20 protein-coding genes and 1 other RNA gene are annotated in these 21,651 nt (G+C 65.3%); 7 read left to right on the top strand and 14 right to left on the bottom strand.

Features of this window, described 5'->3' with window-relative positions:
* Positions 1-25: 25 nt before the first annotated feature.
* Genes HQN78_RS20340 through HQN78_RS20330 form a run of 3 tightly spaced genes read right to left on the bottom strand, consistent with a single transcriptional unit; the run spans position 26 to position 2,881 of the window.
* Positions 26-1,048 carry an SIS domain-containing protein gene (locus tag HQN78_RS20340; RefSeq protein ID WP_235085859.1) on the bottom strand — a complete coding sequence of 341 codons (1,023 nt, stop codon included), beginning with the start codon at positions 1,046-1,048 and terminating at the stop codon, positions 26-28.
* Positions 1,029-2,150 carry an N-acetylglucosamine-6-phosphate deacetylase gene (gene nagA / locus HQN78_RS20335; RefSeq protein ID WP_235085856.1) on the bottom strand — a complete coding sequence of 374 codons (1,122 nt, stop codon included), beginning with the start codon at positions 2,148-2,150 and terminating at the stop codon, positions 1,029-1,031. The genes HQN78_RS20340 and nagA overlap by 20 nt, the downstream gene beginning before the upstream one ends.
* Complete coding sequence (locus HQN78_RS20330) at positions 2,147-2,881, bottom strand: GntR family transcriptional regulator (protein ID WP_019101073.1); 735 nt, start codon at positions 2,879-2,881, stop codon at positions 2,147-2,149. The genes nagA and HQN78_RS20330 overlap by 4 nt, the downstream gene beginning before the upstream one ends.
* A 439-nt stretch (positions 2,882-3,320) precedes the next feature.
* Between HQN78_RS20330 and HQN78_RS20325 the strand changes: the two genes are divergently transcribed.
* Positions 3,321-4,484 (top strand): lytic polysaccharide monooxygenase, encoded by a 1,164-nt coding sequence (locus HQN78_RS20325; RefSeq protein ID WP_235085853.1) that lies wholly within the window; start codon positions 3,321-3,323, stop codon positions 4,482-4,484.
* A gap of 195 nt (positions 4,485-4,679) precedes the next feature.
* The gene (locus HQN78_RS20320; RefSeq protein ID WP_235085850.1) at positions 4,680-5,207 is read left to right on the top strand and encodes a cytochrome b; all 528 of its coding nucleotides are present in this window, start codon (positions 4,680-4,682) and stop codon (positions 5,205-5,207) included.
* On the opposite strand, the gene yedA is transcribed toward HQN78_RS20320, so the two are convergent.
* The 3 genes from yedA to HQN78_RS20305 form a co-directional block, all read right to left on the bottom strand.
* Positions 5,204-6,067, bottom strand: coding sequence for a drug/metabolite exporter YedA (gene yedA, locus HQN78_RS20315; RefSeq protein ID WP_227105589.1), 864 nt, complete (start codon positions 6,065-6,067; stop codon positions 5,204-5,206). The two genes, HQN78_RS20320 and yedA, sit on opposite strands and share 4 nt — an antisense overlap.
* 85 nt (positions 6,068-6,152) lie before the next feature.
* Positions 6,153-6,812: a protein TolQ gene (gene tolQ, locus HQN78_RS20310; RefSeq protein WP_368651269.1), complete on the bottom strand. Its 660-nt coding sequence runs from the start codon at positions 6,810-6,812 to the stop codon at positions 6,153-6,155.
* Between the two features lie 35 nt (positions 6,813-6,847).
* Positions 6,848-7,408, bottom strand: coding sequence for an L-threonylcarbamoyladenylate synthase (locus HQN78_RS20305; RefSeq protein WP_227105591.1), 561 nt, complete (start codon positions 7,406-7,408; stop codon positions 6,848-6,850).
* A gap of 592 nt (positions 7,409-8,000) precedes the next feature.
* Here HQN78_RS20305 and rfbB point away from each other — a divergent pair.
* Genes rfbB through rfbC form a run of 4 tightly spaced genes read left to right on the top strand, consistent with a single transcriptional unit; the run spans position 8,001 to position 11,427 of the window.
* A complete protein-coding gene (gene rfbB, locus HQN78_RS20300) occupies positions 8,001-9,062 on the top strand; it encodes a dTDP-glucose 4,6-dehydratase (RefSeq protein ID WP_235085847.1) in 1,062 nt (353 codons plus the stop codon).
* Positions 9,055-9,981: a dTDP-4-dehydrorhamnose reductase gene (gene rfbD, locus HQN78_RS20295; RefSeq protein WP_235085845.1), complete on the top strand. Its 927-nt coding sequence runs from the start codon at positions 9,055-9,057 to the stop codon at positions 9,979-9,981. Before rfbB ends, rfbD begins: the two co-directional genes overlap by 8 nt.
* Positions 9,978-10,865 (top strand): glucose-1-phosphate thymidylyltransferase RfbA, encoded by an 888-nt coding sequence (rfbA, locus tag HQN78_RS20290; RefSeq protein WP_205464805.1) that lies wholly within the window; start codon positions 9,978-9,980, stop codon positions 10,863-10,865. The genes rfbD and rfbA overlap by 4 nt, the downstream gene beginning before the upstream one ends.
* Positions 10,866-10,881: 16 nt before the next feature.
* Positions 10,882-11,427: a dTDP-4-dehydrorhamnose 3,5-epimerase gene (rfbC, locus tag HQN78_RS20285; protein WP_235085842.1), complete on the top strand. Its 546-nt coding sequence runs from the start codon at positions 10,882-10,884 to the stop codon at positions 11,425-11,427.
* Between the two features lie 69 nt (positions 11,428-11,496).
* Here rfbC and purD read toward each other — a convergent pair whose 3' ends face one another.
* The 6 genes from purD to rnpB form a co-directional block, all read right to left on the bottom strand.
* Positions 11,497-12,774, bottom strand: a complete 1,278-nt coding sequence (purD, locus tag HQN78_RS20280) for a phosphoribosylamine--glycine ligase (protein WP_107801027.1) — start codon at positions 12,772-12,774, stop codon at positions 11,497-11,499.
* A gap of 53 nt (positions 12,775-12,827) precedes the next feature.
* Positions 12,828-13,388 carry a lipid IV(A) palmitoyltransferase PagP gene (gene pagP, locus HQN78_RS20275; protein WP_227105626.1) on the bottom strand — a complete coding sequence of 187 codons (561 nt, stop codon included), beginning with the start codon at positions 13,386-13,388 and terminating at the stop codon, positions 12,828-12,830.
* 65 nt (positions 13,389-13,453) lie between these two features.
* Complete coding sequence (purH, locus tag HQN78_RS20270) at positions 13,454-15,031, bottom strand: bifunctional phosphoribosylaminoimidazolecarboxamide formyltransferase/IMP cyclohydrolase (protein ID WP_107801029.1); 1,578 nt, start codon at positions 15,029-15,031, stop codon at positions 13,454-13,456.
* Positions 15,032-15,104: 73 nt separating this feature from the next.
* A complete protein-coding gene (fis, locus tag HQN78_RS20265) occupies positions 15,105-15,341 on the bottom strand; it encodes a DNA-binding transcriptional regulator Fis (RefSeq protein ID WP_019100932.1) in 237 nt (78 codons plus the stop codon).
* A gap of 30 nt (positions 15,342-15,371) precedes the next feature.
* Positions 15,372-16,415, bottom strand: coding sequence for a tRNA dihydrouridine synthase DusB (gene dusB, locus HQN78_RS20260; RefSeq protein WP_107801030.1), 1,044 nt, complete (start codon positions 16,413-16,415; stop codon positions 15,372-15,374).
* 128 nt (positions 16,416-16,543) lie between these two features.
* An RNA gene (gene rnpB / locus HQN78_RS20255) (RNase P RNA component class A) lies at positions 16,544-17,007 on the bottom strand.
* A 106-nt stretch (positions 17,008-17,113) separates the two neighbouring features.
* On the opposite strand from rnpB, the gene HQN78_RS20250 reads away from it, so the two are divergent.
* Positions 17,114-20,293, top strand: a complete 3,180-nt coding sequence (locus tag HQN78_RS20250) for an EAL domain-containing protein (RefSeq protein WP_227105627.1) — start codon at positions 17,114-17,116, stop codon at positions 20,291-20,293.
* Positions 20,294-20,323: 30 nt separating this feature from the next.
* On the opposite strand, the gene HQN78_RS20245 is transcribed toward HQN78_RS20250, so the two are convergent.
* Together HQN78_RS20245 and HQN78_RS20240 are read right to left on the bottom strand one after the other, a co-directional pair.
* On the bottom strand, positions 20,324-21,187 hold the full coding sequence (locus tag HQN78_RS20245) for an MFS transporter (protein WP_235089873.1): 864 nt from the start codon (positions 21,185-21,187) through the stop codon (positions 20,324-20,326).
* Positions 21,181-21,615, bottom strand: coding sequence for an MFS transporter (locus HQN78_RS20240; RefSeq protein ID WP_235089871.1), 435 nt, complete (start codon positions 21,613-21,615; stop codon positions 21,181-21,183). Before HQN78_RS20240 ends, HQN78_RS20245 begins: the two co-directional genes overlap by 7 nt.
* Between the last annotated feature and the right edge of the window lie 36 nt (positions 21,616-21,651).

Genomic DNA, 21,651 nt, shown 5'->3' with positions numbered 1-21,651 from the left:
GGCGCGGTTTCAAGCAGGACCGGACTCAGCGCGTGCAGGTCACTTTGGACAAGTGGCGCGGCAGATCCGGGTTCAGGCCGCGCGCCTCGGACAAGCGCGCCGCCATCAGGTAGAAGCTCTGGATCGCCAGCAGCGGATCCAGCGCCTCGTCGTCGGCCAGCGCCAGGGTCAGGTCGCGGCTGGCGATATTTTCCGGCGCCGCCAGCAGCACCTTGGCGCCGCGGCCGCGCATCTCCTCGGCCAGATCGATCAGGCCCTGTTGCTCCGGCCCGCGCGGCGCGAAGATCAGCAGCGGATAGCCGTCGTCAATCAAAGCCATCGGCCCGTGCTTGATCTCGGCGCCGGAGAAGGCCTCGGCCTGGATCGCGCAGGTTTCCTTGAATTTGAGCGCGGCTTCCAGCGCCACGGCGAAGCCCAGACCGCGGCCCACCACCATGATGCGTTCGGCGTCGCGCAAGACGTCCACCGCCGCCGTCCAGTCCTGGCGTGTGGCTTCGGTCAGGCGCTGCGGCAGATTGGCCAGCGCGGCCAGCAGCGCGTCGTCCGCCTGCCAGTGAGCGACCAGGCGCGCCACCGCGGACAGCGAGGTGATGTAGCTCTTGGTGGCGGCCACGCTTTTTTCGTCGCCGGCGCACAGAGGCACCACCCATTCGCAGGCGGCGGCCAGCGGCGATTGATGCTTGTTGACCAGCGCCGCGGTGCGCGCGCCGGCGGCGCCCAGCGCCTTCATGGTGTCGATCAGGTCCGGGCTTTGGCCGGACTGGGACAGGGCCACCGCCAGCTGGCCTTTCACCGCCAGCGGCGCGCGGTGCAGGGTCACCAGCGACATCGGCAAGGACACCACCGGCACGCCCAGCCGCTGCATCGCCAGATAGGCGAAGTAGTTGGCGGCGTGATCGGAACTGCCGCGGGCCACGGTCAGCGCCAGGCTGGGGCGTTCCACCGCCAGCGCGCGTCCCAGCGCGGCCAGCGCTTCATCGGCGTACATGTGTTGCGCGGCCACCGCCTCGGCGGCGTACAGCGCTTCTTCAAGCATCAACGAGGCCAATCTGTTCTCCCTCTACATAGACTTGCTGCAAATTCAAATCCGCGTCCATCGTCACGATGTCGGCCCAGGCGCCGACGGCGAGCCGGCCGCGATCGGCCAGGCCAAGGTAGTCTGCGGGATAGAGCGACAGCCGGTGCGAGGCGTCCGCCAGCGGCAGGCCGATGGACACCAGGTTGCGCAGCGCCTGGTCCATGGTCAGCGTGCTGCCGGCCAGGGTGCCGTCGGCCAGACGCACGCCGCCCATGCACTTGGTCACCGAGTGCGAACCCAGCTTGTATTCGCCGTCCGGCATGCCGGCGGCGGCGGTGGAATCGGTCACGCAGTAGAGGCGCGGAATCGCGCGCAGGGCGGCCCGGATCGCGCCCGGATGGACGTGGAGCAGATCCGGAATCAATTCGGCGTATTCGGCGTGCGCCAGCGCCGCGCCCACCATGCCGGGCTCGCGGTGGTGCAGGCCGCTCATCGCGTTGAACAGATGGGTGAAGCCGGACGCGCCTTGCTCCAGCGCCCGCACCCCGTCCTCGTAACTGCCCAGGGTGTGGCCCAGCTGCACCTTGACGCCCTGCTCCGCCAACTGGCGGATGATGTCCATATGACCGGCTATTTCCGGCGCCAGCGTAATCAGCGACACCGGCGCCAGCGAGCGGTACCAGTCCACCTGCTCCATCACCGCGCGGCAGGCGTCGTCGGGCTGGGCGCCCAGCTTGCCGGGATTGATGTAGGGGCCTTCCAGATGCACGCCCAGGATGCGGGCGCCGCCGGGCTGGCGTTCGCGACAGGAGGAACCGAGCGCGCGCAACACCTGCTCGATGTCGATCGGCGGCGCGGTCATGGTGGTGGCCAGCAAGGATGTGGTGCCGAAGCGGGCGTGCAGCCTGGCCACGCTCTCGGCGGCGCGGCCGCCCTCCATGATGTCGACGCCGCCGCCGCCGTGGACGTGCAGGTCGATGAAGCCCGGCAGCAAATAACGCTCCACCGTTCGGCCGGAGGCCAAGCGCGCGTCTATGGCCTCGATGCGGCCGTCGGCAGCCAGTTTCAATTCGCCGTCCATCCAGCCGGCCTCGGTCAGGATGCGTCCTTGCAGCACTCGGTTTTGGGTCATCGTCTCAGTTCGGCAACAAAATCGTAGTAGTCGTTACGGCAATAGGTATCGGTCAATTCAATCGCGATGTTCTCGGCGTTGAAGCCGATGCGGGTGATCAGCAACATCGCTTCGCCGGGGCGGATGCCGGCCAGCGTGGCGATGTCGCCGGAGGCGTTCACCGCGCGGATATGCTGCAGCGCGCGCACCACCGAATGGCCGCTGGCGTCCAGATGGGCGTACAGCGAGGTGCCCACTTGCTGCGGCTCCGGCAGATACGCCACCGGCAGCGTCGTCATCTCGATCGCCATCACCACTCCGTCGGCCAGCCGCTGGCGCTTCAGCCGCGACACCTGCGAAGTGGGCGACAGCCCCAGCTTGATCACTTCTTCATTGCTGGGCGCGAACACGCCGCGCTCCAGCCACACCGACGACGGCACGAAGCCGCGCTGGCGCAATTGTTCGGTAAAGCCGGTCAGCCGCGACAAGGGCTGCTCCAGCCTCGGCGTGATGAAGGTGCCCGAGCCCTGGCGCCGGCGAATCAAGCCCTGCTCCAGCAGCACATCCATCGCCTTGCGCGCCGTCACGCGCGAAATGCCCAGTTCTTCGGAAAACGTGCGCTCCGACGGCAGCGCCTCATCCGCCTGCCACCAGCCGGCGTTGATGGCGTCGGCCAATTTCCGCGACAACTGCAGATACAGCGGCGTGGTCAGGGTTTCATCCGGTTTCAATGCAAGCCAGCGATTTTCCATGGGTTGTCTGCAAGTGGTCTGAAAACCCCAGTGTATAACCTGGCTTCCCGGCTGGCATCTTCCGCGCTGACGCGAGTCGATTCCGGCCTTCCGGCTTACCGCGAACGTTAATACCACATTAATACCACGTCAATACCATTTTATTTACGCACATCATTGTCCGCTTGCTGCATGGCAGCAAAACGACAAACAGATGATTTGGCAGGGGAAATTGCGGGAGCAATGCGTATTGACCTGCGGGACAGGTCAGGGAATGAGCGTTTTTTGCAAGAATCAAGCAGATACAAGACCACACAGTAAGTATGGCAATAGTACCTTTCGCCAAACTTACATTAAAAATAGTCGTCTCATTTTAAATCATATGGCATTCATATGATGATTGGACTGCTCGGCAAACTGCTGGGCGCTTGCATACCACTCGTAGCTCAAAGGAGTCAGAATGAAACCACAACTGCGCCTTCCCGCCGCCCTCGCCCTGGCCTGCCTCAGCGCGCCGCTCTGGGCCCACGGCACCATGGAAGTGCCGATCAACCGCACCTACAACTGCTTCAAAGAGGGCGCGGAATCGCCGAAATCCGCCGCGTGCCAGGAAGCCCGCCGCGTGGGCGGCACCCAGGCCATGTACGACTGGAACGGCATCAACCAGAACCCGCAGGGCGACAACCACGCGGCGGTGGTGCCGGACGGCAAGCTCTGCGCCGGCGGCCAGGACAAGTTCAAGGGCTTCAATCTGGGACGCACCGACTGGCCGAAAACCAAGCTGGTGCCGGACGCCAACGGCAACTACGAGTTCGTCTACCACGCCACCGCGCCGCACTCGACCAAATACTTCAAGTTCTACGTCACCAAGAACGGCTGGGATCAGACCAAGCCGCTGAAGTGGTCCGACCTGGATCCGCAGCCCTTCCACACCGTGACCGGCAACCCGCCGCTGGACGCCAACAAGCGCTACCACATGGTGGCCAAGCTGCCGGCCGGCAAGAGCGGCCCGCACATCATCTTCAACGTCTGGAAGCGCGCGGACAGCGAGGAAGCGTTCTACTCGTGCTCCGACGTGGTATTCGGCGACGGCACCAATCCGCCGGAACCGCCGCCGGTGACCAATCCGTGGAAGGAAATCGGCAAGGTGACCGCTTATGAAAACCTGCCGAACAACAGCACCGCCACCCTGCGCGTGTTCGACGCCAGCGGCCGCGACGCCGAAACCATCCCGGTCAAGCTGGACGCCGTCAGCGGCCAGATGGCGAACTGGCCGTACGAGCTGGGCGTGAAAGTGAACGCGACCTCCAAAGCGATCCGCATCGGCGTGATGAATCAGAAGCAACGCACGGTGAGCATCACCCCGGAACATAGCGCCACCGCCAACCGCGTGTACCTGAACGACAGCTACAAGGGCTACACCTATCAGATCGACCTGAAAAAGGGCGACGGCGGCATCAACCCGCCGCCGGTGGGCGACACCTGGAAGGAAGGCCTGTCCTACACCGCCGGCCAGATCGTCAGCTATCAGGGCAAGAAGTACCGCTGCCTGCAGCCGCACACCGCCTGGGCCGGCGCAGGCTGGACTCCGTCCACCCAACCCGCCTTGTGGGCTCCGGCCTGACCATCCCCTTGTCAGCGCGCGGGCTGAACGCCTGACGCGCTGACTCGCCGGCCTTCCCCGTCCCGGAAGGCCGGTCTCTCCCACACTCCTCCTGCCGCAGGCCCATTCCTTGGATGGCCACCGCGCCATGCCCGCGACGCAGGCAGGACGGCGGCCGCGCGTCGCCTGCCGGGATTCGCAAGAAAGCCGATTCCGATGGAAACTTCAACCCAGACCTATCCGCCCATCGCCGCCTGGCTGCACTGGATTTGCGCAGTCGTGATCCTGTGGGCGATGATCAGCGGCTTCGCGCTCGCCTCCGGCGCGCTGCCGCCCGCCGTCGCCGCGGCGATTCCGCCGTTCAACGTTGCGCTGACCACCTTGTTGATGCCGGTCTTCCTGCTGCGCGTCGTCTACCGCGCCAGCTTCCGCATGCCGCCGCCGGCCGGCGTTCCGCCCGCCAAGCACCGGCTGGCGCGCCGCGCCCACGCGCTGCTCTATCTGCTGAGCTGTCTATCGCTGGCCAGCGGCTGGCTGATGATGGAGCGGCCGGTCGACGTGTTCGGCCTGATCACGCTGCCGCCCAGCCTGGAAGCCGGCGCGGCCACGCGCGCGCTGGCCAGGCTGCACTTCGCCAGCAATGTGCTGCTGGCTCTGCTATTGACCGCCCACATCGGCGCGGTGATTCAACACCAGCGCCAAGGCCGGCGCCTGCTGCGGCGCATGTCGCTGCTGACGGGCTAACGCCGCCAGCTGATCAAGACCACCGCCGCCACGATCACGCTCATTGCCAGCATCTCGTGCAGGCCGATATGCTCGCCGAGGAAGACCACGCCCAGCAAAACCGCGATCACCGGGTTGACGTAGGCGTAGCTGGTGGCGGCGGCCGGAGACACCGTCTTCAGCAAGTGCAGATAGGCGCTGTAAGCGATGATGGAGCCGAACACCGCCAGGTAAAACAAGGCCAGCCAGCTTGACAGCGTCGGCATCGCCTGCAGCTTCTCGCCATAAGCCTGGCTGGCCAGCAACAAGGCTGCGCCGCCGAAAATCATCATCCAGGCGCTGCCCATCGGTCCCTTGGGCTGAGCCAGATGGCGGCTCCAGGCCGAGCCCAGCGCCCAACCGGCGGAGGCCAGCAGCAGCAGCGCGGCGCCGCTGGGGCTGGCCTTCAGATTGGCCCCCATATTCAACAGCACCATGCCGCAAACGCCCAGACCGATGCCGGCCCATTCCACCTTGCGCGCCTTTTGGCCGAACATGCGCGCGAACAACAGGGTGAACAGCGGCACGGTGGCGATCACCAAGGCGGCCACGCCTGAGGACACGTCTTTCTCCGCCACCGTGACCAAGCCGTTGCCCACCGCCGGCATCAGCACGCCGAGCAAGGCGGCGCCGCCCAGCTCCCGCGCGTTCGGCATCGGGTATTTGCGCAAGCATAGATAGGCCAGCATCAGCCAGCCGGCCAGGGAAAAGCGCAGGCCGGCCATCATCATCGGCGGCCAGGACTCGATGCCTATGCGTATGCCCATATAGGTGGAGCCCCAGATCACGTACAGGGCGAAGAAAGCGGCTAAGGTCAGCGGGGGGATGCGCGAAAACGGCATGGTGCGGCTCGGGAAAGTGGAACCGGATACCATGCCGTATGGGAATGTCCGTGGCAAGTCCAATTTTGCCGCGGACGGGCCAGGCTTAACGCGTGGCCAAGCGCTGCAGGATGTTGGAGAACTCTTCCATATAACTGTCGAAGCGGGTAGCCAAGCGGTCGACGTCGGTGGCGAAGCGGTTGTAGGCCACCACCGCCGGAATCGCGGCGAACAGGCCGATGGCGGTGGCCACCAGCGCCTCGGCGATGCCCGGCGCCACCGTGGACAAGGTGGCCTGGCCGGCGTTGCCCAGGCCGATGAAGGCATGCATGATGCCCCACACCGTGCCGAACAGGCCGATGTAAGGACTGACCGAACCGACGGTGGCGAGGAAGGAGGTATGGCTGTCCAGGGCGTCCAGCTCGCGCTGCGCCGCCGCCTTCATCGCCCGGCGCGAGCCGGCCATGATGTCGGACAGCTCGGTGCCGTTGCGGCCGCGCAGCTTCAGGAACTCGGCGAAACCGGACTGGAAAATGCGCTCCATGCCCACGGTGTCGCTACGGCGGCTGGCGTCCTCGTACAAGCGGTTCAGGTCCGCGCCGCTCCAGAAATTACGCTCGAACTCATCGCTATTGCGCCGCGCCGCGCGCAGCACGGCGATCTTGTTGAAGATCAGGGCCCAGGACAGCACCGACATCAAGGCCAGGCCGGCCATCACCAATTGCACCATCAGGCTGGCGTCCAGGATCAGGCTCAGGAAGGAAATCTGTTGCACGGCAACTCCTCTTGTAATCGCCAGGCTCAGCGCAACACGCGGCCTGTTTCCAAATCAATGATGGTGGACGGTTTGCGCCGCTTGCCGATGCGGCCCGGCAGGGTCAGCACCCGCTGGCGGAAAGCCTCGCGGCAGGCCCGCGCGGTTTTCAGCGATTGCTGGCCGGCGCGGTTGGCCGAGGTGGACACCAGCGCCGTGCCCAGGCTGCGGCACAAGGCCGCCGCCTCGCCATGCGCTGTCACGCGCACGGCGATCTTGTCGTGTTTGCCGCGCAAGGCCGGCGGCACCCGGCTCGAGGCCGGCAGCAAAAAAGTATATGGACCGGGCCAGTAGCGCGCCAGTTCCGCGTATTGGGCGGCGCTCAACGGACGGATCAGATGACGGATCTGGGAGACGTCGGCCGCGATCACGATCAGCCCCTTGTGATTGGGCCTGGCCTTGATCGCCAGAATTTTGCGGATGGCGCGCACATCCAGCGGATTGCAGCCCAGGCCGTAGCAGGACTCGGTGGAATAGGCGATGACCTCGCCTTGCTTCAAGGCGGCGCGGGCCTGCTGTTGCAGGGCGCGGCCGGGCAGACGGGGCACGGGCCGCACCTGGCCTGGCGTGAACTTCATGATGGACGGCGATGCGAAAGTAAAGCCGCATTGTACCGCTGTCCGCGGCGGCGACCTAGCGCTTCGACGCCGCGTCGTCAACATCCTCCGGCGCCGGCCGCCAGGCGTAGCAGCGAAGCGGCGGCCTGTCGCTGCGAAATTGCTTCAACCAATACGCCAGCCGGCGCCAGCAGCGGCGCTCATGACGCAGGAAATGCGCGACCCCGCGCCATCGGCCTCCGGCCCCCGGCACTGCCGGCGATGCGATACGACTCACGATGAACTCTCCTCGACATCAGGCTCGGTCTCCGGCCTATAAGCAGGCCGGCCTTCGCCATTCACCTCCAATCTAGGAGAAGCCGCATCAAGTCAATGTCGAATTTCCGATGCCAACTGTAAAAATGCCATAAATCTGCCCCTTTCCTTCACCGCCCCGCTCCGATATTTTTAAGCATTTGGAACCTAGCCAAGCTGTCGATATTATTCATTGAACCCATAAAATATTTTTGTCATCCTCTTGCAGCCGTACCATCCCGCGGCCGCAATGAGCCAGTTTTCTGATTCAAGCTATTGAAAGAACAATATGAGCATTTTGGTCACTGGCGGCGCCGGCTTCATCGGCGGCAATTTCGTGCTGGACTGGCTGGCGCAGAGCGATGAGCGCATCATCAATCTCGACGCGCTGACCTACGCCGGCAATCTCGACACCCTGAAAACCCTGGGACAGGACCCGCGCCATGTCTTCGTGCGCGGTGACATCGGCGACCGCGCGCTGCTCGACGCCCTGCTGGCCGAACACCAGCCGCGCGCGGTGCTCAATTTCGCCGCGGAAAGCCATGTCGACCGCTCCATCCACGGACCAGGCGACTTCATCCAGACCAATGTGGTGGGCACCTTCAATCTGCTGGAGAGCGTGCGCGGCTACTGGACAAGGCTGGCGGACGCGGACCGCGCCGCCTTCCGCCTGCTGCACGTCTCCACCGACGAAGTCTACGGCACGCTGGGACCCGACGACGCGCCCTTCTCCGAGCTCCACCGCTATGAGCCCAACAGCCCCTACTCGGCGTCCAAGGCCGCGTCCGACCACCTAGTGCGCGCCTGGCGCCACACTTACGGCCTGCCGGTGCTAACCACCAATTGCAGCAACAACTACGGCCCCTATCACTTCCCGGAGAAGCTGATTCCGCTGGTGATCCTCAACGCCCTGGCCGGCAAGCCGCTGCCCATCTACGGCGACGGCAGCCAGGTTCGCGACTGGCTCTACGTCAAAGACCATTGCAGCGCCATCCGCCGCGTGCTGGAAGCCGGCGTGCCCGGCGAAACCTATAATGTCGGCGGCTGGAACGAGAAGACCAATCTGGACGTGGTCAAAACGATCTGCGCGCTGCTGGACGAGTTGGCGCCTCAAGCCGACCCGGCGCGCCGCTACGCCGAACAGATCGCCTTCGTCGCCGACCGCCCCGGCCACGACCGCCGCTACGCGATAGACGCGCGCAAGCTGGAGCACGAATTGGGCTGGAAGCCGCAGGAAACCTTCGATAGCGGCATCCGCAAAACCGTGGCCTGGTATCTGCAACATCAGGATTGGGTCGCCAACGTCAGCAGCGGCGCTTATCGCGACTGGGTGAACCAGCACTATGGCTGAGCGCTCACCCACCATTCTGCTGACCGGGGTCAACGGCCAGCTCGGCCATCGGTTGCGGACCGCGCTGACGCCGCTGGGCGAGGTCGTCGCGCTCAGCCGGGCCGCACTGGACCTGAGCCGGGCAGACAGCGTCCGCCAGGCGCTGGAACGCCACCAGCCCGACATCATCGTCAATCCCGCCGCCTACACCGCGGTGGACCGCGCCGAGAGCGAGGCGGAACAGGCGCATGCGGTCAATGCCACCGCGCCGGCGCTGCTGGCACAATGGGCGGCTCAGCACCAGGCGCTCTTGCTGCACTACTCCACCGACTACGTATTCGACGGCGCCGGCGCACAGCCCTGGCGCGAGGACGACCCGGCCCGGCCGCGCTCGGTCTACGGCCAAAGCAAATGGGCGGGCGAGGAGGCGGTGCGCGCCGCCGCGCCGCGGCACTTGATTCTGCGCACCAGCTGGGTGTTCGGCGCCCATGGCGGCAACTTTCTGAAGACCATTCTGCGCCTGGCGCAGGAGCGCGACAGCCTGAAGGTGGTGGCGGATCAGATCGGCGCGCCCACCTCCACCGCCTTGATCGCCGACGTCACCGTGGCCCTGCTGCGCGACTATCTGCGCGACCCGGCCGGCTTCGCCTACGGCAGCTATCATCTGGCGGCGCAGGGCGAAACCAGTTGGCACGGCTACGCCCGCTTCCTGGTGGCCGAGGCCGGCAGACTGGGCTATGCGCTGCGGCTGTCGCCGGCCGACATCGAGCCGATCACCACCGCCGACTATCCATTGCCGGCGCCCCGCCCCGCCAACTCCCGGCTGGACTGCGCCAAGCTGCGGCAGACCTTCGGCCTTGCGCTGCCGCACTGGGAAAGCGGCGTCAAACAAGTGCTGGCCGAACTCGGCGCCCAGCCGCAACAGAAAGACATTCAATGACTCAGGCACGCAAAGGCATCATCCTGGCCGGCGGCTCCGGCACCCGGCTGTACCCGGCCACCATTTCCGTCAGCAAACAATTGCTGCCCATCTACGACAAACCGATGATCTACTATCCGCTGACCACGCTGATGCTGGCCGGCATCCGCGAGATCCTGATCATCTCCACCCCGCAGGACACGCCCCGTTTCGAACAACTGCTGGGCGACGGCAGCCAATGGGGGCTGCGGCTGCAATACGCGGTGCAGCCCAGTCCGGACGGCCTGGCCCAGGCCTTCATCATCGGCGAGGACTTCCTGGCCGGCGCGCCGTCGGCGCTGGTGCTGGGCGACAACATTTATTACGGCCACGACTTTTCCGCCTTGCTGCAAGACGCCAACGCCAAGCGCAGCGGCGCCAGCGTGTTCGCCTACCGCGTCAACGACCCGGAGCGCTACGGCGTGGTGGCCTTCGACGCCGACGGCAAGGCGCTGTCCATCGAGGAAAAACCAGCGCAGCCCAAGTCCAACTACGCGGTGACCGGCCTGTACTTCTACGATGAGCAGGTGGTGGACATCGCCAAGGCGATCAAGCCCTCGCCGCGCGGCGAGCTGGAGATCACCGACGTCAACAACGTCTATTTGCAGCAGGGCCAGCTCTCGGTGCAGACCATGGGCCGCGGCTACGCCTGGCTGGACACCGGCACCCATGAATCCATGCTGGAAGCCAGCCAGTTCATCGCCACCATAGAGAGCCGTCAGGGCCTGAAAGTGGCCTGCCCGGAGGAAGTGGCCTACCGTTCCGGCTGGATAGGCGACGAGCAGGTGCGCCTACTGGCCAAACCGCTGCAGAAGACCGGCTACGGCCGCTATCTGCTGGCAATGCTGGATCAGCCGGTCTATTGATCTTGACGAGCGACACATGAACATCATCGACACCCGCATTCCCGACGTCAAAATCATCGAACCCGCCGTATTCGGCGACGAACGCGGCTTCTTTTTCGAAAGCTTCAATCAACAGCGTTTCGAAGCCGCCGTCGGCCGCGCCGCGCCCTTCGTCCAGGACAATCACAGCCGCTCGGCCAAGGGCGTGCTGCGCGGCCTGCACTATCAGCTGGCGCCGCACGCCCAGGGCAAGCTGGTGCGGGTGATCGCCGGCGAAGTCTTCGACGTCGCCGTCGACATCCGCTCCGGCTCAGCCAGTTTCGGCCAATGGGTGGGCGTACACCTGTCCGCCGCCAATAAACGTCAGCTCTGGGTGCCGCCCGGTTTCGCTCACGGCTTCCTCACCCTGTCGGACAGCGCCGAGTTCCTGTACAAAACCACCGACTATTGGTTCAAGGAGCTGGAGCGTTCCATCGCCTGGAACGATCCGGAGCTGGCCATTGCCTGGCCGCTGGACGGCGAGCCGCAACTGTCGGCCAAGGACGGTGCCGCGCCCGGCCTGCGCCAGGCCGAACTGGGCTGAGCCGGAACCAAGCCCGAAAATGAAAACAGCGCCGCTTGCGGCGCTGTTTCTCTATCAAGCGGCAAGACGCTAATGTTTGCGGCCGATAGCGCGCGCGCCGATGTCGCGGCGCATCTGCTTGCCGGCGAACTGAATCTGGTCGGCCAGCACGTAAGCCTTGCCCTGCGCCATTTTGACGCTGTCGCCCAGGCCCACCGCGCACAACACGCGGCCGCCGTTGCTGCGCAGCTGCTTGTCCGCGTCCAGGCTGACGCCGGCGTGGAACACCATGCCGTCCTCGCTCTCCGGCGGCAGGCCGCTGATCAGATCGCCCTTGCGCGGCGCTTCCGGATAGCCTTCGGCCGCCAGCACCACGCCCAAGGCCACGCGCCGGTCCCATTCCGCCTCCACCTGGTTCAGGCGGCCGTTGACGCCGGCTTCCAGCAACACGGTGAAGTCCGACTTCAGACGCGCCATGATGGGCTGGGTTTCCGGATCGCCGAAGCGGCAGTTGAACTCGATGGTGTAAGGATTGCCCTGCGCGTCTATCATCAGCCCGGCGTAGAGGAAGCCGGTATAGCTGTGGCCGTCCTTCTTCATGCCCAGCACCGTGGGCAGGATGATTTCGCGCATCACCCGGTTGTGCACCGCCGGCGTCACTACCGGCGCCGGGCTGTAGGCGCCCATGCCGCCGGTGTTCGGGCCCTGATCCTGATCCAGCAAGCGCTTGTGGTCCTGGCTGGTGGCCATCGGCAACACGTGGTCGCCGTCCACCATCACGATGAAGCTGGCCTCCTCGCCCTGCAGGAAGTCCTCGATCACCACGCGCGCGCCGGCGCTGCCCATCTTGTTGCCCACCAGCATATCGTCGATGGCGGCGTGCGCCTCGTCCAGCGTCAGCGCCACCACCACGCCCTTGCCGGCGGCCAGGCCGTCGGCCTTGATCACGATGGGCGCGCCCTTGGCGTCGACATAGGCATGGGCGGCGGCGGCGTCGCTAAAGGTTTCGTACGCGGCGGTGGGAATGCCGTGGCGCTTCATGAAGGCCTTGGCGAAATCCTTGGAGCTTTCCAGCTGCGCGCAATACTGGGTGGGGCCGAAGATTCGCAGCCCTTCGGCGCGGAAGGCGTCGACCACGCCGGCCGCCAGCGGCGCTTCCGGGCCCACCACCGTCAGTTCGATCTTCTCCTGCTTGGCGAAAGCCACCCACTCCGCCACGCTGCCGAGCTCGACGTTGGTCAGATTGGGGTCCAGCGCGGTGCCGGCGTTGCCGGGCGCGACGAAGACCTTGGATACCCGGCGCGACTTGGCGATGCGCCAGGCCAGCGCGTGCTCGCGTCCGCCGGAGCCGATAACCAGTACTTTCATGTTCGATGCTCCACTCGTTTTTACGGCGCGTCGCAACGCGCCGGATTCTTCACTCAGCCCAACTGCCAGCGCAGCCAGGCGAACAAGACATTGCCGTTATTGTGCCCGCCCGGGATATAAGTGGCCTGCAAGGCCAGGCGGCGGTATTCCACCGACACCAGCGGCAGCACCGCCGGCAAGGGCGCGTAGCTGTAGTCCGAGCGCGCGGTGACGCCGGCGGTGAAGCCCGCGCCCAAACGCCAGCCGTCCAATGGGCGCCATATTTTCTGGAAGGCGTAGCCGACGAAGGGCTCGACATCCTTGTGTGAATCCAGGAAGGCCATCGCGTACACCGCGTGCCAGTCGCCGTCGGCGTCGTAGCGATAACGTCCCGCGCCCAAGCCCCACGGCCGTTCGTTGAATTGCCGGATCTTCTCTCTATCGTAGAAGGCGCGGTTGTGCCACGTCACCGCCGGCACGTACAACTCGTACTGGTCGGAACGCCAGGTCGCCTCGATATTGGCGCGGCCGCGTTGCCAGAAACCTTGCGGCTCGGCGGCCGTCTCTTCGGCCTGCGCCGCCAGGCTGGCGGACGCCAACAAGCCGGCGCCCAGCCAACAAACTATTGCTCTCATCGGAAAAACAACAAATCCATGTAAAGAAGCCGGCATGCCGGCCTCCTCCGGTTAATCGGAACCGCTCAGTGGCGGAAGTGACGCACTCCGGTCAGCACCATCGCGATGCCGTGCTCGTCGGCGGCGGCGAACACTTCTTCGTCGCGCATCGAACCGCCCGGCTGAATGATGGCCTTGATCCCCTGCTCGGCGATCACGTCGATGCCGTCGCGGAAGGGGAAGAAGGCGTCGGATGACGCCACCGCGCCCTGCAGGCTCAAGCCGGCGTCGGCCGCCTTGCGCGCGGCGATGCGGGTGGAATCGACGCGGCTCATCTGGCCGGCGCCGATACCGGCAGTCTGACCATTTTTACAGAAAACAATTGCATTCGACTTCACATATTTGGCCACGCGCCAGGCGAACAGCAGATCGGACAGCTCCTGCGGCGTCGGTTGACGCTGGGTCACCACGCGTAATTCGTCCAGGCCCACATTGCGGATGTCCGGCGTCTGCACCAGCACGCCGCCGCCGACGCGCTTCAGTTCGAAGCGGTTGGCGCCGATCTCCAGCGGGATTTCCAGCACGCGCACATTCTTCTTGGCGGCGATCACGGCCTTGGCTTCCTCGGTGAAAGCCGGCGCGATCAACACTTCCAGGAACTGGCCGGTCACCGCTTCCACCGTGGCGGCGTCCACCGGGCGGTTGAAGGCGATGATGCCGCCGAAAGCGCTGGTGGTGTCGGTGGCGAAAGCCAGCCGGTAGGCGCTCAAGGTGTCGCCCGCCACCGCCACGCCGCAGGGGTTGGCGTGCTTGACGATGACGCAGGCGGTGTCGTCGAAGGTCTTCACCGCCTCCCAGGCGGCGTCGGCGTCGGCGATGTTGTTATAGGACAGTTCCTTGCCCTGCAGCTGACGGTAATTGGCGATGGAGCCGGCGGCCGGGTCCAGATCGCGATAGAAGGCGGCCGCCTGGTGCGGGTTCTCGCCGTAGCGCATGTCCTGCACTTTGACGAACTGGGCGTTGAGGCGCTTGGGGAAGGCCACGCGTTCCGGCTTGCCCGCCAGCGCGCCGTCGGCCAGGCTGGTCAGGTAGTTGGAAATCGCGCCGTCGTAGGCCGCGGTGTGGGTAAAGGCCTTCTTGGCCAATTCGAAGCGGGTGGCCTTGGACAGCGCGCCGCCGTTGGCGCGCATCTCCTCCGCCAGCGCCGCGTAATCGGCGGCGTCGGTGACGATGGCCACGTGCGCCCAGTTCTTGGCGGCGGAACGCACCATGGTCGGGCCGCCGATGTCGATGTTCTCGATCGCGTCTTCCAGTTCGCAGTCCGGATTGGCGATGGTGGCTTCGAACGGGTAGAGGTTGACGCAAACCAGATCGATGTTGCCGATCTCATGCTCGGCCATCTTGGCCACATGCTCCGGCAGATCGCGGCGGCCCAGGATGCCGCCATGCACTTTCGGATGCAGGGTCTTGACCCGGCCGTCCAGCATTTCCGGGAAGCCGGTGTAGTCGGACACCTCGGTCACCGGCACGCCGGCGTCGGCCAGCAGCTTGGCGGTGCCGCCTGTGGACAGGATGTGCACCCCTTGGGAAGCCAGGGCCTGGGCGAATTCCAGAATGCCGCTCTTGTCGGAGACGCTGATCAGCGCGCGTTCGATTTTGCTCATGGTTCTCTACCGCGTTAACTAAAAAGGAACACAAAAAAAACCGGCCACCCTATTCGGTATGGCCGGTTTGTCTTCATATCAAATCATAAGACTTCATCTTTTTACGCAGGGTGTTGCGGTTCAATCCCAGCAACTCCGCCGCCCGGGTCTGATTGCCCTGGGTGTGTATCAGCACCACCTCGAGCAATGGCTTTTCCACGCAAGCCAACACCATGTCGTAGATGGCGGAGGGGTTCTCGCCATCCAGGTCCCTGAAATACTGTTCCATCGCCAGCCGCACCGACTGCGAGATATGGTCATTGTTCTGCATGGTTATTATTCTGTCCAAGTCTGATTGGAATTAGCCATCCACCACCGTCTCCGAGTCGTGGTCCAACGCTTCCCCAGCGCCATCCAAATACACCAGCCGTTCAGAGTCTCCGGCCAAACGGTCGAAATAGGCCGCCACGGCCAAGCGCTGCTCCGCCGTGGACTCGAGTTGGTACATCTGCTGGCGGAACGCGTTGCCGCCCTGCAGTCCCTTGGTGTACCAGGCGATGTGCTTGCGGGCGATGCGGCAGCCCGAATATTCGCCGTAAAACTGGTATAGCTCATCCAGATGCCCCAGCAAGAGCTGGCGGATCTCGCTCACTTCCGGCGGCGGCAGGCATTCGCCGCTCTCCAGAAAATGCTGGATTTCGCGGAAAATCCACGGCCTGCCCTGGGCCGCCCGTCCTATCATGATGGCATCGGCGCCGGTATGTTCCAGCACCCACTGTGCTTTCTGCGGGGTATCGATGTCGCCGTTGGCGATCAGCGGAATCCGGATCTGCCGCTTCACCTCGCGTATCGTGTCGTACTCGGCCGCGCCGCGATACATGTCCTCGCGGGTGCGGCCGTGCAAGGCCAGCGCGGCGATGCCGCAATCCTCGGCCAGCTTGGCCACCCGCAGCGCGTTGCGGTGTTCCGGGCTCCAGCCGGTGCGCGTCTTCAGCGTCACCGGCACGTCCACCGCCTTGACCACCGCTTCCAAGATACGTCCCACCAGCGCCTCGTCGCGCAGCAAGGCCGAACCGGCGGCCACATTGCACACCTTCTTGGCCGGACAGCCCATATTGATGTCGATGATCTGCGCGCCGCGCTCCACGTTGAGCCGCGCCGCCTCGGCCATCTGCGCCGGATCGGAGCCGGCGATCTGCACCGAGATCGGCTCCACCTCGCCGGCGTGGTCGGCGCGGCGCAAGGTCTTGGCCGTGGTCCACAGCGCCTTGTTGGAGGTGATCATTTCCGATACCGCCATGCCGGCGCCCAATTGCTTGCACAGCATGCGGAACGGTCTATCCGTCACCCCGGCCATGGGCGCCACGATCAGCCGGTTTTTCAATGTGTACGAACCAATGCGCATGCTTGCGAAACTCTGGGATAGCTGACTGAAGGGCCGGTATTGTAAAGCTTTTTCCCAGGAACGTGGATTTTTTTTGCTTATTTTTTGAGCAAACCCCATAGCGTCAAGCCATGGGGTCGCGGGGATGAGGTGGAAGTTGGCCGATAAGCCGGGTCTTGTCGTTGGACAGTCATTCCTCTAGGCCTGCCGTTACCGACAGGCTCAAGCGACCTACCCGGGGATATACGCGAGCAACGTCAATTCCCCCTATTTGGTCTTGCTCCGGATGGGGTTTTGCCTGCCGTCCGTGTTACCACGTCCGCGGTGCGCTCTTACCGCAGAATAGGGCACCACACCCTATCTGTCCGACCGGGCTCTCGCCCGGCCAGTACACCTTTTCACCCTTGCCTGATCCGTCTCGCCGCTTGCGCGGCGAAATCAAGAGTCCACGTCCTTGCGGACGCTTCCTCCGGCCATCGGCGGTTCAGCTCTCTGCGCCACTTTCCATCGCCTCACGACGTCCGGCCATTAACCGGCATCCTGCTCTGCGGAGCCCGGACTTTCCTCCCCGTCCGTTCTTGCGAACGAACGCAGCGACTGCCTGGCCAACTTCCGGCCGCCATTCTACCCGATTCCGCCCCGGCCGGCCCGACATTTTGCCATGACAAACGCGATAATCCCTTATACTGGCGGGTCCATCGAGCGATAACGACAAAAACATGGAGTTGAATCAGGCCAAGCTGTCCCGTCTGCAATTGTTTGGCACGCTCGCCATTGTGTTCATGCTGGCGCTGACCTTGTCCAGCTACTTCCTGCTGAGCAGCTGGAACGATTTCCAGGCCCGCCAGCACACCATACGCCAGGACGCTTACGCGCGCGCGCGCGACTACCTGCGCTCCTACGCCGACCACGCCGCGCAAACCCTGTCCGCGCTGCGCGAACGCACCAACGACACCTTGAAGCAAAGGCTGCGCGAACAGGTGGACCAGGCCTGGAACCTGGCCGACGCCATCTGGCGCCAGGAACGCCTGCGCCGCCCACCGCATCAGGTGCAGCGGCTGATCGCGGAGGCGCTGCGGCCGCTGCGCTACTTCGACGGCCGCGGCTATTTCTTCATCGACGGCCTGGACGGACGCTGCGTGCTGCTGCCCACCGCGCCGCAGCTGGAGGGCGGCTCGCTGCTGGCCAACCGCGACGATCAGGGCCGCTACATCATGCGCGCGCTGATCGAATCGGTGGACAACCCGCAACAGCGCGGCTTCAGCTCCTACCGCTGGTACCAGCCGGGCCGCGGCGAGATGAGCGAGAAAGTCGCCTACGCCCGCCGCTTCGGCCCCTACAACTGGCTGATAGGCAGCGGCGAATACCTGAACAACGTCGAAACCGACATGCAGAAGCAAGGCCTGGAGATGCTGGCGCGCATGCGCTTCGGCCACGACAGCGGCGACTTCATGATCATAGACCGCCACGGCGTGATCCTGCTGGACCCGTCCAATCCGGCGATGAACGGCAAGCACTACTCCGCCCTGCCCGGCGCCGACCGCGGCCGCATCGCCGAGCTGATCCGCCGCGGCAAGCAAGGCGGCTTCATGGAATACCTGATCAGCAGCCTGGACGCGCCGCAAGGCGAACGCTATCTGTCCTACGCGCGCCAGCTGCCCGGCTGGGACTGGACCCTGGTCACCAGCCTGCGCGTGCAATCGATAGAAGACAGCAGCCAGCGCGCGCGCCAGGAACTGGAGCGCAGTCTGCGCGAACGCATCGTCGCCACCCTGCTGCTGACCCTGGCCGCCCTCTTGGTCGCCGCCGCCTTCTGCTGGTTCTTCCTGCGCTGGCTCAACGCGCTGGTGCAGCGCTACCGCCAGGACTTGCAGCAAAGCCACCTCTCGCTGGAACAGCGCTCGCGCGATCTGCGCCTCAGCCATTTCATGGTGGACAACGCCACCGATCTGATCGCGCTGCGCAACGCCGCCGGCGACATCGTCTACTGCAACCAGGCGGCGCGCCAACGGCTGGATTGCGGTTGCGACGCCGCGACGCTGACCCGCGCGCTGTTCCGCCCGGCCGCGGACGCCCTGCCCCATACCTTCGACGCCCGGCTGCAGTGCTGCGGCGAGGAGCAATGGCTGGAAGTCACCGTCAGTCCGCTCAACTACCAGGGCGAAGACTATCTGTGCGCCACCGGCCGGGACATCACCGCGCGCCGCCAGACCGACCGCCAGCTGCGCCTGGCCGCCAAGGTGTTCGAATCCAGCAACGAGGCCATCCTGGTCACCGACCCGGACAACCGCATCCTGGCGGTCAACCGCGCCTTCTGCGCGATCACCGGCTACGAGGAGGCCGAGGCGCTGGGCCAGACTCCCGCCCTGCTCGCCTCCGGCCGTCACGAACCGGCCTTCTTCGAAAACATGTGGCAGCAGCTGACCCAGCGCGGCCAGTGGTCCGGCGAGATCTGGAACCGTCGCAAGAACGGCGACATCTTCCCGGAATGGCTGAACATCAGCGTGCTGCAGAACGAACAGGGCGAGATCAGCCACTATGTGGCGCTGTTCACCGACATCTCCGAACGCAAGGAGCAGGAGGCGCGGGTGCAGCATCTGGCCGAATACGACGCGCTGACCGATCTGCCCAACCGCGTGCTGATCAACGACCGGCTGCAGCAGGCCATCCGTCAGGCCGAGTTGCGTCAGGGCCAGCTGGCGGTGCTCTTCGTCGATCTGGACCACTTCAAGAACATCAACGACACCCTGGGCCACGGCCTGGGCGACGAATTGCTGAAACAGGCGGCCGGCCGCCTAAGCGCCGCAGTGGGCGCGCTGGACACCGTCGGCCGCACCGGCGGCGACGAGTTCGTGCTGATCCTGCCGTCCATCGACCAGCCCGGCGAGGCCGCGCAAGTGGCCGAGCGCGTGCTGGCCGCGATGCAGCGGCCCTTCGACATCGGCGCCCATCAGCTCAACGTCAGTTGCAGCATAGGCATCAGCCTGATGCCGGACGACGGCCGCGATCTGCAGAACCTGCTGATGAACGCCGATCTCGCCATGTACCACGCCAAGGCGCACGGCCGCAGCACCTTCCGCTTCTACACCCGGGAAATGAACGTGGAAGTAGCCGAAAGGCTGCATCTGGAAACCCGGCTGCGCCGCGCCATCGAACACGGCGAGCTCTACCTGGTTTATCAGCCGCAATTCAATATGAGCGGCGAACGCCTGCTGGGCTGCGAGGCGCTGGTGCGCTGGCGCGATCCGGAACACGGCCTGATCATGCCTTCGCGCTTCATCCCCATCGCCGAGGACACCGGCCTGGTGGTGCCGCTGGGGCGCTGGGTGCTGGGCGAAGCCTGCCGCCAGGCGGCGCAATGGTACGACAGCGGCCTGCGCCCGGTGCGCATGGCGGTCAATGTCTCGGCGCGGCAGCTGACGCGGCCGGACTTCGTCGACGATGTGCGCGACGCGCTGCAAAGCAGCGGTCTGCCAGGCTACTGCCTGGAGATCGAAGTCACCGAAAGCACGCTGATGGAGGACGCGGACTTCGCCGCTCGCCAGTTGGCGGTGATCAAGGCGATGGGGGTCCGCTTGTCGATAGACGATTTCGGCACCGGTTATTCCAGCCTGGCCTATCTGAAACGCTTCGCGCCGGACACCATCAAGATAGACCGCTCCTTCATCATCGACCTGCCGCAGGACGAGGAAAACGCCGCCATCGTCTCCGCCATCGTCCACCTGGCCAACGCGCTGGGCATGGACACCCTGGCTGAGGGCGTCGAGCATCCGCAGCAGCAGGACTATCTGGGCAAGCTCGGCTGCTCGGCGATGCAGGGTTATCTGCTGGGCGCGCCGCTGTCCGCGGAGGCGATGGAGCAAAGAATGGACGCGCTGCGGCAACGGCTGTCCGTCTGAATCCGGCCCGGCCATGCCGGGCCGGCAAGCTCAGTCCAGCGGCCGGTTCGCCGTCTCAGGCACCATCGCCAGCCCTATCATCGACACCAGGATGCACAACACTGCGTACAGCGCCGGCGCGTTGGGATCGCCGGTCAGCCGGATCAGGCCGGCGGCGAAGAACTGGGCGAAGCCGCCGAAAATCATCACGCCCACGCAATAGACGATGGACATGCCGCTGGCGCGGATGCGGCGCGGAAACAACTCCGGCAGCACCGCGATGCTGGGCACCGCGGTCAACACCAGCGGCACTGTCAGCAGCACCACGACCAAGAGCAGCGTCGGCAGGCCGGGCGCGGCGTTCAACAGCATGAAGCCCGGATACAGCAAGAGCAGCAAGACCAAGCGCGGCCACAGAATGGAACGGCGACGGCCGACGCGGTCGCTCCAGCGTCCGGCCGCCACCGACAGCAGCACTTGCAACAGGGCCGCGGTCGACGCCGCCCAGATCGCCACCGCCAGCGGCATGCCCAGCACCGTCACCGCGTGATTGGCCAGATAGTGGGCGATGATGAAGTTGGGCCCGGTGCCGCCTATGGTCAGCAATACCCCGGCCAATATCTGCCGCCCGTGCCGGCGCAGCAAGGGCCCGGCCGGTTCCGTCGTCGCCTGCGGCGCCACCGCCGAGGCCGCGGTCTCGTCCAGCTGGCTGCGGATATACTCGCCCACCGGAATCGCCAACACCCCGATGGCGAACACCAGCCGCCAGCCCCAGGCCTCCATCGCCGCCGCCGGCAACAGCGCGCTCAGCAAACTCACCGTCAGCGTGCCGGCCAACACCCCCAGGCCCTGGCTGAACAGCTGCCAGCTGCAGTAGTAGCCGCGCGACTTGTCGTCGGCGTACTCCATCAACATCGAGGTGGCCGCCCCACCTGGCCGCCGACGGCGAAGCCCTGCACCAGCCGTCCCAGCACCACCAGCGCCGGACCAAGCAGGCCGGCCTGGGCGTAGGTGGGCGCCACCACGAACAGCATGGAGCCTATCGCCATCAGCCACAGGCTCAGCCGCAGCGCCGGCTTGCGTCCCTTGCGGTCCGCGTACAGGCCGATGACGATGCCGCCTATCGGCCGGCTGATGAAGCCGGTGCCGAACACCGCGAAGGACAGCATCAGCTGCAGCAGCGGCTCGTCGCTGAACGGAAAGAACAAACGCCCCATCAAGGTGGCCAGCGCGCTGTAGACGATGAAGTCGTAGAACTCCAGCGCATTGCCCACGGTGATGGCGGTGATCGCGCGCCGGCTGGGCGCGGCCGACCGCGCCGCCGACAACTGGGCGGCCGTCATTGCCCGCCCCGGCCGCGCCGCCCAGATAGCGCTCCA

The organism is Chromobacterium sp. Beijing, assembly GCF_021496765.1.
In the GTDB taxonomy this organism is placed as follows: domain Bacteria; phylum Pseudomonadota; class Gammaproteobacteria; order Burkholderiales; family Chromobacteriaceae; genus Chromobacterium.
This window is presented reverse-complemented; position numbering and strand designations above follow the sequence as displayed.